The sequence below is a fragment of the Paenibacillus sp. SZ31 genome (assembly GCF_012912005.1).
Lineage (GTDB): Bacteria > Bacillota > Bacilli > Paenibacillales > Paenibacillaceae > Paenibacillus.
Map to the genome: position 1 here is coordinate 31,096 of NZ_JABBEA010000021.1, position 15,905 is coordinate 47,000.

Here is a 15,905-nt window from a genome sequence, read left to right on the forward strand (position 1 = left end):
ATTTATTTGGTGCGAAAAATGTCTATTGCGAGAGGTAAGACCTAGTTTTTAATATCTTGAGGAAGAGGAAAGTTGACCTGCACTTTATGAGAGCTAGATCAAGTAGAACTATAAATTAATCTGGAAGAGGTAGAGAAATTTGTCCCGAAAAAATAGCAAATCGACCTGGTTCAACAAGATGCATAAGAACTTTAAAACGAAGCTGGTGGTGTCCTTTATTGCGTTCTTGGCCATTCCTTCGTTAAGTATTGGCGTTTTATCGTATAGCAGTGCGAAGGGTGAAGTGGAGAAACAAATTTTACATAGTGCGATGGAAAACGTGAACCTTGCCAGTGCAACCATTGACCTTTCGATCAATGCCAAGCGCAATCACATTGAATACTATGCGAGTACACTCGCAGAGGAATTACGTCAAGAAGATGCCGAGGTTCGGGTCGTCAAAGAATTGAAGGGATATGCTGCGCAGAACACCGATATTATCACTATTGGTGTGGGAACAGAAGCGGGTGTATATCTGATGTCCTCTGATGCGGAGATGCCCAAAGATTACGATCCGCGAACGAGACCATGGTATACGGAAGCGATGGGAAATCCGGAACAGGTAATTGTAACAGATCCATACATATCTGCCGAGACGAATGAGATCACAGTCACGATTGCCAAGGCACTGAATGACCAATCAGGTGTGGTCCAACTGGATCTCGATCTGTCAAATATCAGTACCTTGGTGAGCGGAATTAAAGTAGGAGAACAGGGTTATCTAATTCTGCTGGATGCTAGCGAAAAGTATATCTATCATCCGACGGTACAACCCGGTACAGATGCAACAGAAGATTTTTGGACACAAGTGTATACGAATGAATCCGGCAACTTCAACTATACCTTTGATCAGGCTGATAAAGTCATGTATTATGCTACAAATGCATCCACAGGATGGAAGGTCGCTGGCACCATGTTCTCTTCTGAAGTAGAGGATGCGGCTGCGCCCATCCTGAATCGAATGATCATCGTCATTGTGTCCTGCCTCGCCGTGGGTATTTTGATTATCTGGCTGGTCATGCGATCTATCATTAAACCGATCCGTCAGTTAAAGGACCAGGCGATTCAGGTGAGCGAAGGGGATCTAACCCAAACGATTACTTCCACAAGCCATGATGAAATTGGTGAACTAAGTGATGCTTTTGGCAAAATGCAGCACAATCTGCGTGTACTGATACAGAATGTGGAGAACAGCGCCAGTCAGGTGGTCATCTCATCGGATGAAATGACTCAGAGTGCGGAATCAACCAGTGCAGCCAGTGAACAGGTAGCGCGAGCCATTCAGGAAATTGCGAGTGGTGCGGAGAAGCAGACCCAAGGTATTGACCATAACCATCAGGCCATGAATGAAATTACGATCGGAATTACACGAATTGCCGAACGTTCCATACAAGTTGCTGATTTGGCGAAACATACAACCGTACAAGCGGAAGAAGGCGGCAACACCGTCAAGCAGACGGTGGGTCAGATGCACTCGATTCAAGAAACGGTAGCGCAGACGAATCAGATAATTCAGGCGTTATATGAACGATCACACCAGATTTCAGCGATCACGGAGTTAATCGGAAGTATAGCCAAGCAGACAAACCTGCTCGCGCTGAATGCATCCATTGAAGCTGCTCGTGCAGGTACGCATGGGAATGGATTCGCCGTTGTAGCAGCAGAGGTTCGGAAGCTGGCAGAGCAGTCTGGGCAGTCCGTAAGTGAAATTACCGTGCTGACTACGGCAGTGCAGGAAGACATGGCTGCTTCCGTTCGCATGATGGAAAAAGTGACCACAGAGGTTGGAGAGGGCATGGAAATCTCCACAGAGGCGATTCGGAAGTTTGAACGTATTCTGGATAGTATGCGGGAAACGACACCTCAGATTGAAGAGATTGCAGCCACTTCTCAAGAGATCACAGCAGGTGTACAGGAGGTATCTGCTGTGTCCAATGAGCTGGCAGGCATTGCTTCAGGCAACGCAGCGGCCTCCGAAGAAGTGGCCGCTTCTTCGGAGGAGCAGTTGGCAGCAATGGAGCAGATTTCTGCCTCGGCTCGGGGCCTTTCTTCCATGGCTGAAGAGCTGCAACGCCTCATTAGACAGTTTAAATATTAAACGGGTATGCAGCAGTAGCAGGACCAGAGAGTATCATACAGGAACGGCATCACATCATGTTTCATCAGAGGGAGTGGATAACCATGCAACTAGAACTCAGAGCCTTCTTACTGCTAATGGATGCGGTTATGATTACAGATGAGGATGGTGTGATCCTTGATGTGAATTCCGTTTATGTCACCAAAACGGGATTCTCACGGGAGCACACGGTAGGTCAGCCTGCCCGATTGCTAATGGATACCCAGTGGAGAGGGAACCAGACCTGGTCTGGCGTTGCCAAACTGATGAAGGCTAATCAGGAAGTGTGGGATGCCCAAGTCACGATTACATCGGTAAATTTGGATGATTCTCTCTTTTATATCAGCATATTTAATGATGAACTTTCATGAGAAAAAAACGTTATCTAGCGATAAGTGTATGTTAGCTGAAAGGTTCTGTTATTTTCAAAAAAATGGTCCATATCGTCGATTGAATAAGGGAGCCTGGCATACTATGATTTGTATACTGGGGAACTGCGATCGTGAATCCGGCAACATTCATTGAATGCATGAATTCCTGAATTCGTATTGTGGACGGTGACCATTTGCTACGCGATCTTGTATTAAATTTTACGCTGATTTTGATCTTTGTTTTCCTGATTCATCACTATCTGAACCAAACAAATGCTACGCGAACATCTTCCATCACGACTCGGATTATTATTGGCATTGCACTGAGCATGTTGGGTACAGCGTTATATTATTTCTCCATTGTACTAAGTGATGGGACCATGTTGAATTTCCGGGCAAGTGTGTATCTGCTCGCCGCTTATTTTGGTGGAAGTGGCTCCGCAATCGTTACTTTTGTATTCATGTGGATTTTTCGGATTAATATGGGGCGTAATCCCTTGTTGGAGAATTGGCAGTATGCGTTGACAGAGTTGTTATTTGTTGTAGCTATATGCCTGATCTTCAAGTATGTCAGGGGATATATGCAGAAGTGGTTGTCCGGAGCGTTGCTGCTGATTACTGTGTATGAGTTAATTGTGGTAAAGACATATTCGCCTTCTTTATCCATTTTGGGGATGATTCTGCTTTTTCAATGTATTTGCTTTTTGGCGATTGTACTATGCCTGTACTATCTGAACCAAAATCATCGATACAGGCGATTGGTCATTCAAAGGGATGGGGAAATGCTGGAGATGCTTCGTATGCAGCCCGGGTTTACGTTTAAAATCCATAAACAGAACGGAAAATTCGAATATCTTCTACTTGAAGGAGAGATGCTCTCCCGGCTGGGCTTGGATATGAGTAGTCTGAAGCAAGATTACACATTGGGCACGTTGAACATTTTACCTCAGGAGAAGGTAGAGTTTCTGCGAAAGCAGTTTAACCGGGCCTGGGAAGGGGAATCTTTTTTTTACGAGATTGAGCATGAAGGTTACTATTCACTGGTGAAAGTTCGGCCTTTGCGAGAAGATGGTGTGGTGAAGTATGTCATGGGATATGGACTTGATATTACGGAGCACAGAGCAGTTAAACGAAGAATTCAAGAGAGTGAAGAGCGATATCGAACACTTGAGCGAGTGTCGGCAGACTGGTTTGTCGGTTTGGATAGCAACAGGTGTATTGTGTCGGTTAATCAGAAATTTCTGGATGTTCTCGGTCTCGACAGGCATGAAGTGATCGGACATCAGCTTGAAGAATTGTTGTTCATTGAGCAGTCGGAGAACTGGTTGTTCATTTTCCAAAAAGCCTTACACCACAATATAGTCCAGGAGATGGAACTGAGTTTTATTGTTGGAGAAGGTCATGAGCAGCATGTTCGGGTTCATCTATATCCGGATAAAGCGCTTAACTCAAGTGAGAAAATTAAGGCAGTTATTCATGATATTTCGGATCAGTATAAACGTGTTAAGGCCGACAAAGCCAGCCAGGCGAAAAGTGAGTTTCTTGCCTTCATGAGTCACGAGATTCGCACCCCACTGAGCGGCATTATCAGCTTTTCGTTGTTGCTTCAACGGACAGATCTATCCCCACAGCAATTGGATTATTTAAGTAAAATCAACGCGTCCTCCCAAACCATGCTTACCCTGGTGAATGATATTCTTGATTTTTCGAAAATTGAGGCAGGCAAGCTGACTTTGGAGAAGGTTTCTTTTTCACCAGAGGATGTATTCAAGCGTGTGGCTGATCAGATCGGTGTGGCTATCGGGCACAAAGACATCGAAGTGATCTTTACAACCGATTCCGATCTGCCGTTAACGGTTATTGGTGATCCGTTCCGACTTGAACAGGCGTTATTGAATCTGCTGAGTAATGCGATTAAATTTACGGAGCATGGATATGTAACATTGCGGGCAGAGGTGCTTTCTTTGGAAGCGGAACAAGTTCAAGTCCGTTTTGAGGTAGAGGATACGGGGATTGGCATCTCACCTGAACAAATGGAACGGCTTTTTGTCCCGTTTACTCAAGCGGAACCTTCGACGTATCGAACATATGGTGGTTCTGGACTTGGGCTGGTGATCTGTTATCTTCTGGTGACCTCCTTGGGAGGAAACTTGCATGTGGATAGTGTGCTGGGAGAGTACAGTCTGTTTTCATTTGACTTGATATTTGAACTTGCAGATACGGAAGAAGAGAGTTCCTTTCTGCAAACATTCCCTTTGCTCTATTGTGTGAATGATGTGGTTATCATTGAAGAGGATGAACGGATGGGCGAAAGTCTGAAGCAGATGCTCTACTCATTCGGAATGAAGCCGACAGTGTATCCTTCCTTGAGCCATATGATAGAGAGCGATTGGTGTGTATCTCATGCAGATGGGGCAAGTTCCCTGTTAATGATGATGGATATGGATGCAGAGGACACCATCAACGGGTCGTCATGGGACAAATTCATGAAGCGATTGAATCGAACCAAATTTCAAATGGTGGGTTATACCCATGCCTTTAGTGATAATGCCTTGTGGAGTGAGGAGAGGTCCTTCCGCCCGGATATGATGATGATCAAACCGATTACACGTCTGGGGTTGTTCGAAGTGTTACTTGCACTTCAGGGTGAAGGGCCACTGGAGAACCATCGGAGGGTAGAAGGCGAAGAACCCTATTTGCTCAAATCCAAAGGGCATATTCTGATCGCTGAGGACCAAGAAATCAATCAACTGGTTATTCGAGCGATGCTGGAACATATGGGATTCGAGGTGACGCTGGCAGACAGTGGCACAGAGGTTTTGAAGAAATTGGGCGAACAAACATGGGAATTGATTCTGATGGATATGTATATGCCCGAAATGAATGGAATTGATGCAACGCGACACATTCGCAAGATGAGGCAATATGATCGTACGCCCATTATCGCGCTAACAGCGAATAGTCTGCAAATAGATCATGAGACTTGCTTTGAGGTTGGCATGAATGCCATCTTGACCAAGCCGATTCATGAACAACAGATGGCAGATACATTGGAAACATGGATTGATGTGAGAGGCATACGAGAGATCAGTGGAATTGATGCAGATAAGGCGATTAGGCAGATGGACGGCAAGCCGCATATTCTGCAATATGCGCTCACGAAATTCAGAATAGAATATGGCTCGTTTCAGAAAAAACTGACGATTCAGCTTCAGCAGCAGCAGATTGCTGCTGTGATCCGCAACGTTCATTCACTCCGTGGCGTAGCTGCCAATCTGCATGCAGTGGACCTGTTACGTCCGGTTCTTCAACTGGAATCGCTCTTGTCCCGTCCGTTATTCGAAGAAGAGGAATTGAATTTGGTATTGGAGAAGGTACAACAGGAGATTGATAAAATTACCGAGTCTCTGCCATGGTGACCAAGCTGAATGAAGCTGTGTTGTGTTAAGGTGTGAACTTATATCCGACCCCCCAGATGGTTTGAATAAATTGGGGGTTTTTCGGGTTGTCCTCAATTTTTTTGCGAAGCTTGGTAATGTGTACATCTATGGTGCGATCATTAATGTAGGCATCAATACCACGAATGGCTTCAATTAGGGCATAACGACTGTAGACTTTGCCGGGATTGAGGACAAACAGCTTCATGATCTCAAATTCGGAAAACGTCATTTCGACTCGCTGGTTATCCAATAGTACGGTCCTTCGGGCCAGGTCCAGAGATATTCCGGTTTCCTGTTCAGTAACAATAGGATTGTTCAATATGGAGTAGCGACGTAATACAGCCTCAATACGTGCCTTCAGTTCCTGCATGCTGAAAGGTTTGCATACATAGTCATCAGCCCCATCGGTTAACGATCGAATCCGCTCCGCAACTTCGGTTAACGAAGAGATGACGATAATGGGAATGGCCGTATGTTGGCGCATGAGAGAACAAGGATTCTTATCTCCGGAATCAGGGAGCATCAAGTCAAGAAGCAGGATATCAGGCCGCGCTTGAAGCTGTAGAAGACCATCTCTTGCGTTATCGACACGGATAACATCATACCCTTCACCTTGTAAATACAGGGATAATGTATCACCTAACATGTTGTCGTCCTCTATGATAAGCACTTTGGTCATGATATTCCTTTCTGAATCCACTTCGTGTAGAAGAACTAAGATCCATGGGTTAGCTTAATATCCCTGATAATGTATACCCTGATAATTAGAACATGCAACAGGAGGAGGTCAAGATTCCAACATGACTCGCCAAGAAGGGGGAGGCTCCGATTCATTACTTGCCAAGATATCAGTTAGCTTCACGCTCGATCAGGCGCATCAGTTTGCGCTCGGTAGCGGTGTCTGGTGCCGGCGTGTATACACTGCATCGCAGATCGGAGCTGCCTTGAACCTGCAACGAAGTCAGATCAAACAACATTTTGCCTGCTTTGGAATGTCTGAATTCGATTAACACATCCGGGGCACTGCTGACACTGCTTTGTTTCCAGAGGGTATGAAAATCGGGATGTCTGTTCATCATGTCATCCAGAAATAAATTATACCATTCATCATCGACATACTGACCATAATAAGCACGAAAAATCGCCAGAAATCCGCTAACAAAATCCTCCCAGTTCACTGCGAGCCTGCGAAATTCCTTTCGATCAAATAACAGACTGATCATATTCCGCTGTTCGGGGAGAATCTGTTCAAAATCCATAAAAACATGACGGGCTGCATCATTCCAGCCTACAATGTAACAGCGCCGATCCGAGATCACGGTAGGACAGTGGTGAAGCTCTTGCAAGATTTTCTGCAGGGAAGGGTGAAGTTGAATAGGTTCTTCTTCCAGCGTGGGCAGCTCCGAGTGATGTTCCATAGCGAGCGAAAACAGATATTTTCGTTCATCCGCAGTAAGCCTTAGTGCTGAAGCAATGTTATCCAACACGGAATGGGATACCTGAATATCCCGACCCTGCTCAAGCCAGGTATACCACGTTGTACTTACTCCTGCCAGTTGGGAGACTTCTTCTCTCCTCAGCCCAGGCGTTCTGCGCCGACTTCCGGTGGGTAAACCGACCGATTCGGGTGAAATTTTGGAACGCTGTGTTTTCAGAAAAGTGGACAGGGCTTGTAGCCTGACATCGTAGTTCAATCCATCACCTTCGATCCTCGTTATCATGGTAGTCATTATACTATTATAATTGACAACTTGTAATAGGATATTCGAAAGTGCACTATTAGTGGCAGAGCGTAAGAGTAAGGTAGACAACAGCGCTGAAGGAGGATGGACATGGAACGAGTCGTGATTACAGGAATGGGAGTCATCTCTCCTTTGGGAAATGATGTAGATACATTCTGGAATGGATTAATTGAGGGTAGATCCGGGGTATCGCCTATAGAGCATTTTGATACAGCTTTGTACAAAACCAGAATCGCTGGCGTGGTCCGTGACTTTGATGGTGAAGAGCGTTTTGGACGCAAGGAAGCAAGGCGCATGGACCGATTCGTTCAATTTGCTGTTGCTGCTGCGGATCAGGCTGTATCGCAATCGGGTCTCGTGATGGAGGAACTGGATCGCGAACGCGTAGGTGTATATATTGGTTCAGGCATAGGCGGCATCCAGACATTGATGGAACAAGGCAAGGTCCTGTCCGATCGGGGACCTGCGCGAGTTAGCCCAACACTGGTACCGATGATGATATCCAATATGGCTGCGGCTATGGTCAGTATGAGGTTCGGTTGCTGGGGGCCAACATTGTCTCCAGTAACGGCTTGTTCCATTGGCAATACATCCATTGGAGAGGCTTTCCGGCTTATCCGACATGGTGGAGCCGATGTCATTATTGCTGGAGGAACAGAAGCAGCTGTAACCGAAGTGTCACTGGCAAGCTTTGGTAATGCGACAGCGTTGTCTACACGAAATGAAGCGTTCCAAGCAGCCAGCCGTCCATTTGATGCAGGGAGAGACGGTTTTGTCATGGCGGAGGGCGCCGGAATTCTGGTCGTGGAATCACTGTCTCATGCTCTGGCAAGAGGGGCGAATATTCTTGCCGAAGTGATTGGATATGGTGCCAGTTCAGATGCGTATCATATGGTAGCTACCCATCCGGAAGGGCGGGGTGCATATCTGGCGATGAAAGCATCACTCAAAGAGGCTCAGATTGGACCTGAAGACATTGATGTGATTAACGCTCATGCCACCAGTACGGAGGCGGGTGATCTGTCTGAGACGAAAGCCATTAAACAACTTTTCGGAACAGCTGCCTATGACATTCCGATTACGGCGAATAAATCTATGACGGGGCATATGCTTGGTGCAGCAGGTGGTGCGGAGGCGATCTCACTTATTCAAAGTCTGCGGCATGGCATCATTCCTCCAACTATTAATCAAGAGCAGAAGGACCCCGAATGTGATCTGGATTACGTGCCCAACGAGGCAAGAGAAGCAGAGCTGCGGATTGGTATGTCTAATTCCTTTGGCTTCGGTGGACATAATGCCGTTATTGTTCTTCAAAAATACCCATCTTAAGCCAAAAAACAGCCTTAAGTAGAAAGAACAGCGTAGCCCCATCGGGCTGCGCTGTTCTAGGGTTAATCCAGGGTCATCTACAACCACCGCACCATTGGTTAACCACCCGAGTGGTTGTACGCCTCAGGAAGAGAGGGATGTCGAGTCGGCCATGCCTTTGTTGCCTCGGCTCAGCCAGCTTACACGCCAGCGGGATTGCATGAAGAGAACGAGGATTAGGGAAGCTGCTGCAATCAGGCTAAGAATGACAAAGCCTGGCGTGTAGGATTGATAGCTGCTATACAGTTGACCGAGAATCAGTGGCAGTGCATATCCGCCCAATCCGCCAGCGGCACCTACAATGCCTGTCATCAGACCAATCTCGTTACCGAAGCGTTGGGGAACCAGTTGGAACACCGAGCCATTTCCGGCGCCCAGACACATCATGCCGAGGAATAACATGATGACCACAACAGGAAGTGGTGGCATGAAGGATACACCGATCAACATGATACAGGCTCCTGTGTACAGGAAAGTTAGCATGCGGGTTCCACCAATTTTGTCCGCCAGGTATCCCCCAACAGGCCGGAAGAAACTACCTGCGATTACACAGAAGGTGGTAATGTCTGCGGCACGAACAGGAGAGAGTCCATACTGGGTGTTGAAGAAGATGGTGAGATAGTTACATAATCCAACGAAACCACCAAAGGTTACACAATAGAAGGCACAGAATACCCAGGCATCTTTTTGTTTAAGCAGACTTCCGTATTGCGACAATTTCTTGGGTTCAGGCCGGTTAGGGCTATTTTTGGCAAAGATAGAAAAGAGAATGAATACGATAACGATCGGTATAATAGCAAGTCCGAATACAACTTCCCAGCTGCCAAAATGCGTAGCCAGGCGATTGGCAAACAACGTCGCGAGTACGGTTCCGCTGTTACCTGCCCCGGCAATACCCATGGCCAGACCCTGGTGCTCTTTGCCGTACCATTGGCCTGCGAGAGGTAGCGCAGCAGCAAAGGAGGCGCCTGCGACACCCAGCAAGAGTGCCACCACGTACAGTTGGCTTAAAGAGTCGACCCATAGCCAGCCGAGTAATAAAGGAACAAGAGTGACGAGCATCCCGATCTGTGCGGTCAGTTTCGGACCAATATAATCAGACATGAAGCCAAGCACAAGGCGCAGGATGGAGCCGCCGAGAATAGGTAATGCGACCAGATTGGCCTTTTCCAGCGGAGTCATCGGATAATCCAATGCAATGACAACTGCGAGTGGACCAAGCATCCCCCATATCATAAAACTGATGTCAAAATACATAAACGCCCCGAAGAGGGTGGGCTTATGCCCGCTTTTCCAAAAACTTTTGCTCTCCATCATCCATCATCGCTCCTCATCCAATTGAGATCTTCGTAATTTGTCTATGTGCTTGTGGAGGCAGAAAAAGGCCGCAATTCGTCCAGATAAGAACGATTTGCGGCCCCGTTGCCGACAGGCGGTACACGTCATTGTGTTCCCGCATCTGAGTTGATCACAGCACTGTGATTTTGATTCAAATTATAATCAAGTGAAAATAGAGATGTCAACAAAAATTACACGGAATTTTAAATAATTCATTTTTTAATCGTATTTCATATTCATGATGTTAATTTAGTTGACATATGATTGAGATTCCCTTAATCTGAATCTAATATGAATCCACACAATGGCGTGTGGATTCCGGAGGCAACGGTGCCCTTTTCCGAATCATGGAGAAGGGATTTTTCTGTTTATTTTCAGGTGAGAGAGATAGATAGGGGGCAGCCCATGAGCAGAAGCAAACTGGTGATTATCGGGAATGGCATGGCTGGAGTGAAGTGTGTCGAAGAGATTATCGCACTGGAGCCTGATACGTATGAGATTGTAATCTACGGTAATGAACCCCGCCCCAACTACAATCGGATCATGTTATCGAAAGTATTGCAGGGTGAGCATTCGTTACAGGATATCATTATCAATGATTGGACCTGGTATGCCGAGCATCATATACGGCTATGTACAGGTGAAACGGTACACCGGATTGATACCCGTGGAAAATATATAGAGACTGAATCGGGACTAAAAGAAACATATGATGTTCTGATTCTGGCGACAGGGTCATCACCATTTATCCCACCGATTCCGGGAATTGATAAAGAGCGGGTCATGTCCTTCCGAACCATTGATGATTGTACGCGCATGTCTGACTATTCCAAAGAATATCGGAAGGCCGCAGTCATTGGTGGCGGATTGCTGGGACTGGAGGCGGCACGGGGGTTGCTGCATCTGGGTATGGAAGCTGTGGTGGTCCATAATGCACCTTACATTATGAACCGACAGTTGGATCAGAGAGCGGCTTCAATGCTTCAACAGGAGCTTGAAGACCAGGGCATGTCCTTCCTTTTGGCCAAAAATACGCAGAAGATTACCGGACGATCGCAGGCCCAGGGACTGCTGTTCACAGATGGTTCCAAGCTTGAAGCTCAGGTTGTCATTGTCGCTGTAGGGATTCGGCCGAATGTGGATCTGGCCAGACGAAGCGGGATCGCCACCAATCGGGCAATTATGGTAGATGACTATATGCGCACCAGTGTACCGGATATCTACGCAGTTGGGGAATGTGCCGAACATCGGGGAATCAGTTATGGTCTGGTGGCCCCCTTATACGAGCAGGGGAAAGTACTCGCACGTACGCTCTGTGGACAGGAAACGCCTGAATACAAAGGATCTATTCCATATTCACAGCTGAAGGTATCGGGGGTTGATGTTTTCTCGGCCGGGGAGATCAGCGGGGAAGGCATGCAGACCGCAATTCAACATTTAGATGGCATTCAAGGCACATATAAAAAGGTGCTGATGCAGGCTGGCAAAGTGCGCGGAGCCATTTTATTTGGAGATACAGCCGAGGGAACGGCATTGCTTGGGCTGGTGCAACGAGGCGCAGATGTGGCGGAATTGGCTCCGCGTGAAGGGGCCCCGGACCCGGCTGAGATGGCTGCTGCGGCATTACCGGCTCAAGAGACCGTATGTGCCTGCAACAATGTGACCAAGGCTGCGATAATGAAGGCCATTCAGGAACAGGGTCTTGAAACGGCAGATCAGGTGAAGGAGCAGACCAAGGCGTCAGGTTCATGCGGTGGCTGTCGCCCGATGGTGGCTGCACTGTTGAAACATACACATAACCTGAAAAAAAGCGGGGGTACTGGAGTGGTAGCCACACCGGATAAACCTGCTCCAATGCCTGTATGCAGTTGTACGGAGCTGGGGCATGCAGAACTGAAGGAAATGCTGAATAACAGTGTTGGCCCCCGTGAAGTTCATGTGGATAGACACGATTATCAACCTGTAATATCTCTCAAGAGAGACCTACCTTTGATCCTGCAGAAGCTAGGTTGGGGTTCGGAGCTTGGCTGCACGGTATGTCGCCCAGTGATCCACTATTACTTGCAGGTATCCACTCGAACGATACATGATCAAGAGATCGAGAGTACCCAAGAGATTCAGGTGCGCTGGGATAGTCAGATCCCGTTGTCATCCTATGCGAGGGATGCGGGTGGCTTGGCAACACAGCTTCGTACGAATTGGATTGGTGCATCGATGCCGTCACCTGTGAGTATAGGCGTCGCACCCGGGCCTGGATCATTGGTGAGCGCACTGGTGCAGGATATTGGTTTGCTGGCTTCACCGGCTGGATGGGAGATTTACGCAGGCGGTCATGCTGAGCATCCGGTCAAGCAAGGTGGCTTGCTCGGGGTGGCTGAAACAGAGGTGCAGGCGGCGACACTCGCATCAGCGTGCCTCCAATGGTATCGCCAAACCGCCTGGTATGATGAGCCGTTATGGGCATGGACGGAGCGATTGGGATTCATGTCGATTCGAGAAACGCTGCTGGATGACCAGTTGCAGAGGGAACTCGCAGCTACACTTCATGCTGATATATAGATGAAAGGCGGGGATGGGAAGATGGGATTATCCGTGAGTTCAGAACCAACAGCCTCCAGGCTCTATGTAAAGGAAACCCAGTGTCCGTATTGCAGTGTGCAATGCAAGATGACGGTTGAAGAACTGGCCGCACCTGTTGCAGGCCAGCGTCGTGGTGAGTATACGGTTCAGGGCGTTCCGAATGAAGCCTCTCAGGGCAGGCTCTGTGTGAAAGGAATGAATGCTCATCAGCATGCACTCAGTGGACAACGATTAATGCATCCGCTAATTCGTCGCAATGGCGAGCTTGAACCCTGTTCATGGGACGAAGCCATTCAGAACATTGCAGAGCGGTTTCGGGACTTGAAAGATTCATACGGAGCAGATACGGTCGGAGTATACGGAGGCGGATCTTTGACCAATGAGACAGCCTACCTGCTCGGCAAATTTGCCAGGGTTGCATTGGGGACAAAGTATATCGACTATAATGGACGGTTCTGCATGTCAGCTGCGGCTTCAGCTGGCAGTAAAGTGTTTGGGATGGACCGTGGATTGACGTTCCGCCTATCCGATATTCCCAAGGCGGGCTGCATTGTACTCGCAGGAACCAATATTGCTGAATGCCAACCTACCCTGTTACCCTACTTCAATCAGGCCAAGGAGAATGGGGCATTCATTATCGTTATTGATCCCCGCAAGACGGCAACCGCAGCCATTGCCGATCTCCACTTGCAGGTGAAGCCCGGCATGGATGCTCTGCTGGCGGATACCATGTTGAAGGTGATTATGGATGCCGGATTGGTGGACCCTCATTTTATAGGTGAACGAACGCATGGGTACGAACAATTGATGCAAGAGTTAGCTGATCTGCAGCTCGAACAGGCGGCACAAGCATGTGGTGTGGATCTGGCCCTGATTCGTCAGGCGGCGATGGCTTATGGTGAGGCAGAGACAGGTATGATCATGACAGCGCGTGGTGTGGAGCAGCAGACAGATGGGCATATGGCCGTCAGGCATTTTCTGAACCTTGTGCTGGCGACTGGCAAAATTGGCAGAGAAGGCTGCGGATATGGTGCCATCACAGGACAAGGGAATGGGCAAGGTGGACGGGAGCATGGGCAAAAGGCTGACCAGCTGCCGGGCTATCGCTCCATTGAAAATGAAGCTGATCGTGCCTATGTGGCATCCGTCTGGGGCGTGGACCCTGCAAGTTTACCGGGTAAAGGGGTCTCGGCCTATGAGATGATGGAGAAGGTTCATGATCAGGAGATTCGGGCGTTGCTCGTAATGGGCTCCAACCCGGTTGTATCCAATCCCAATGTGCGTTTGGTGGAAGAAGGTCTGCGCAAGCTGGACTTTCTGATCGTGGCAGATATGTTTCTGTCTGAGACAGCGCGCATGGCTGATCTGGTTCTGCCAGTTACATCTTATATGGAGAATGAAGGCACACTCACCAATCTGGAGGGGCGTGTTCTACTCCGTGAACAGGGGCGACCTGCGCCGGGAGAGACGCTCGATGATTGGGATATATTATGCCGAATTGCTGCAAAAGTGGGCAAAGCCGCTTACTTTCAATATGACACTGCTGAGGATATCTTTAATGAGCTTCGGGTGGCGAGTCGTGGCGGAGTCGCTGATTACTATGGTATTACCTATGAGCGTTTGCGTACCGAGAAAGGGGTATACTGGCCGTGTTCTGCCCCGGAGGATCAGGGAGAAGGGTTGCTGTTCGGTGAACGATTCGCTCACCCGGATGGCAAAGCGGCATTCACATTCGAATCAAGCACAGGCTGGAATGATGTAACTCCGGAATTCCCCTTGATTCTGACTAATGGCCGTGTGCTTCCTCATTATCTTACTGGGGTGCAGACACATCGTAGCCCGGCACTCGCAGCACGTGAATTGGAGAACTTCGTTGAACTTCATCCGGCTACCGCTGCCCGTCATCGCATTCACGATGGAGAATGGGTCGAGATTCAATCGGTGTACGGAAGCTTCACGGTACGTTCGCGCATCAAAGACTCCATTCGGGAGGATACTTTGTTCGTACCGATGCACTGGGGTGGCGTTCAAAATGTGAACCGGGCAACCCGACCGGAGCTGGACCCGTTCTGCCGAATGCCTGGGTTCAAGACAGCGGCCGTAACCATTCGACCGTTGCGATTGGCGAGATGATTCATACAGATTACAGGTAACCAGGTGTCCTAATCTGCTCAAAGGGTAGCTTAACGGCTGCGCAGTCCCATCTTTATATGAGACTGTGCGGCTTTTTTTGCGTATATGTACGCAAGTAGACCATAGTTCCGTGGTTCCACGTAAACATGAGGATTGGCTCATGAATATGGATTGAATTTTGGTTATGATGTTCATTAGGGGTACATATGTACGCATTTTTGATTATATTTTGAGGCCGACAGCAGTTTCGAGTTTAGATTATTACGCAACGTGGTATAGATATCGGAGCTTATGGAAGCTTCTTTAAATAGGGCAGGACTTAGGGAGGGAACGCGGTGAACGTATGGATAACGGTAAAAAGTCTGGGTAAGCGCAAGCCGGCACTTGCCAAGCAAGCTGCCGAACTTCCGGAAACAACCCATACGCTGAGGCAGCTCATTGAGAATATGGTGGGACTGCAAGTGAACGCTCTTCAGGACAAGAAGCAACAGGCAGAATTACTCGCTTATCTGATGCCGGATGATATTGAGGCACAGGGATCGGTGGGGAAAGTCGGGTTTGGCGCAGTATACAATGAGCGCGTTCCTGATCTGAATGGTGCGATGGAGACAGCTATAACCGATTATGAGGATGGGTTGTACAAAGTGTTTCTCAACGATGAAGAATTGCAGGAACTGGACAAGTCCATGGTGATACAGGACGGCGATAACGTGGTGTTTATCCGTTTTACAATGCTTGCCGGACGTCTGTGGTAGAGAGTGATGAAGGAGGAGAACAG

Annotated in this window: 10 protein-coding genes; 7 read left to right on the top strand and 3 right to left on the bottom strand. The window is 48.1% G+C overall.

Annotated elements, in window-relative coordinates; genetic code table 11:
- Positions 1 to 139 precede the first annotated feature (139 nt).
- The 3 genes from HF638_RS26100 (at position 140) to HF638_RS26110 (ending at position 5,945) form a co-directional block, all read left to right on the top strand.
- Entirely contained in the window at positions 140 to 2,137 is a 1,998-nt protein-coding gene (locus tag HF638_RS26100) for a methyl-accepting chemotaxis protein (protein ID WP_481856179.1), read from the top strand.
- Positions 2,138 to 2,220: 83 nt separating this feature from the next.
- Positions 2,221 to 2,526, top strand: coding sequence for a PAS domain-containing protein (locus HF638_RS26105; RefSeq protein ID WP_169482894.1), 306 nt, complete (start codon positions 2,221 to 2,223; stop codon positions 2,524 to 2,526).
- Between the two features lie 194 nt (positions 2,527 to 2,720).
- Positions 2,721 to 5,945: a response regulator gene (locus tag HF638_RS26110; RefSeq protein WP_169482895.1), complete on the top strand. Its 3,225-nt coding sequence runs from the start codon at positions 2,721 to 2,723 to the stop codon at positions 5,943 to 5,945.
- A gap of 25 nt (positions 5,946 to 5,970) precedes the next feature.
- On the opposite strand, the gene HF638_RS26115 is transcribed toward HF638_RS26110, so the two are convergent.
- Together HF638_RS26115 and HF638_RS26120 are read right to left on the bottom strand one after the other, a co-directional pair.
- Entirely contained in the window at positions 5,971 to 6,645 is a 675-nt protein-coding gene (locus HF638_RS26115) for a response regulator transcription factor (RefSeq protein WP_169482896.1), read from the bottom strand.
- Positions 6,646 to 6,814: 169 nt separating this feature from the next.
- On the bottom strand, positions 6,815 to 7,660 hold the full coding sequence (locus HF638_RS26120; RefSeq protein ID WP_169482897.1) for a helix-turn-helix transcriptional regulator: 846 nt from the start codon (positions 7,658 to 7,660) through the stop codon (positions 6,815 to 6,817).
- Positions 7,661 to 7,798: 138 nt separating this feature from the next.
- Here HF638_RS26120 and fabF point away from each other — a divergent pair, with 138 nt between their 5' ends.
- Positions 7,799 to 9,037: a beta-ketoacyl-ACP synthase II gene (gene fabF / locus HF638_RS26125; protein WP_169482898.1), complete on the top strand. Its 1,239-nt coding sequence runs from the start codon at positions 7,799 to 7,801 to the stop codon at positions 9,035 to 9,037.
- Positions 9,038 to 9,160: 123 nt separating this feature from the next.
- Here fabF and HF638_RS26130 read toward each other — a convergent pair whose 3' ends face one another.
- Complete coding sequence (locus HF638_RS26130; RefSeq protein ID WP_169482932.1) at positions 9,161 to 10,390, bottom strand: nitrate/nitrite transporter; 1,230 nt, start codon at positions 10,388 to 10,390, stop codon at positions 9,161 to 9,163.
- A 429-nt stretch (positions 10,391 to 10,819) separates the two neighbouring features.
- Here HF638_RS26130 and nirB point away from each other — a divergent pair, with 429 nt between their 5' ends.
- From nirB to HF638_RS26145, 3 genes are all read left to right on the top strand, one after another.
- Positions 10,820 to 12,973, top strand: coding sequence for a nitrite reductase large subunit NirB (gene nirB / locus HF638_RS26135; RefSeq protein ID WP_169482899.1), 2,154 nt, complete (start codon positions 10,820 to 10,822; stop codon positions 12,971 to 12,973).
- A 21-nt stretch (positions 12,974 to 12,994) separates the two neighbouring features.
- Positions 12,995 to 15,127, top strand: coding sequence for an assimilatory nitrate reductase catalytic subunit NasC (nasC, locus tag HF638_RS26140; RefSeq protein WP_169482900.1), 2,133 nt, complete (start codon positions 12,995 to 12,997; stop codon positions 15,125 to 15,127).
- Positions 15,128 to 15,462: 335 nt separating this feature from the next.
- Positions 15,463 to 15,882 carry a hypothetical protein gene (locus HF638_RS26145; protein WP_169482901.1) on the top strand — a complete coding sequence of 140 codons (420 nt, stop codon included), beginning with the start codon at positions 15,463 to 15,465 and terminating at the stop codon, positions 15,880 to 15,882.
- Positions 15,883 to 15,905 lie beyond the last annotated feature (23 nt).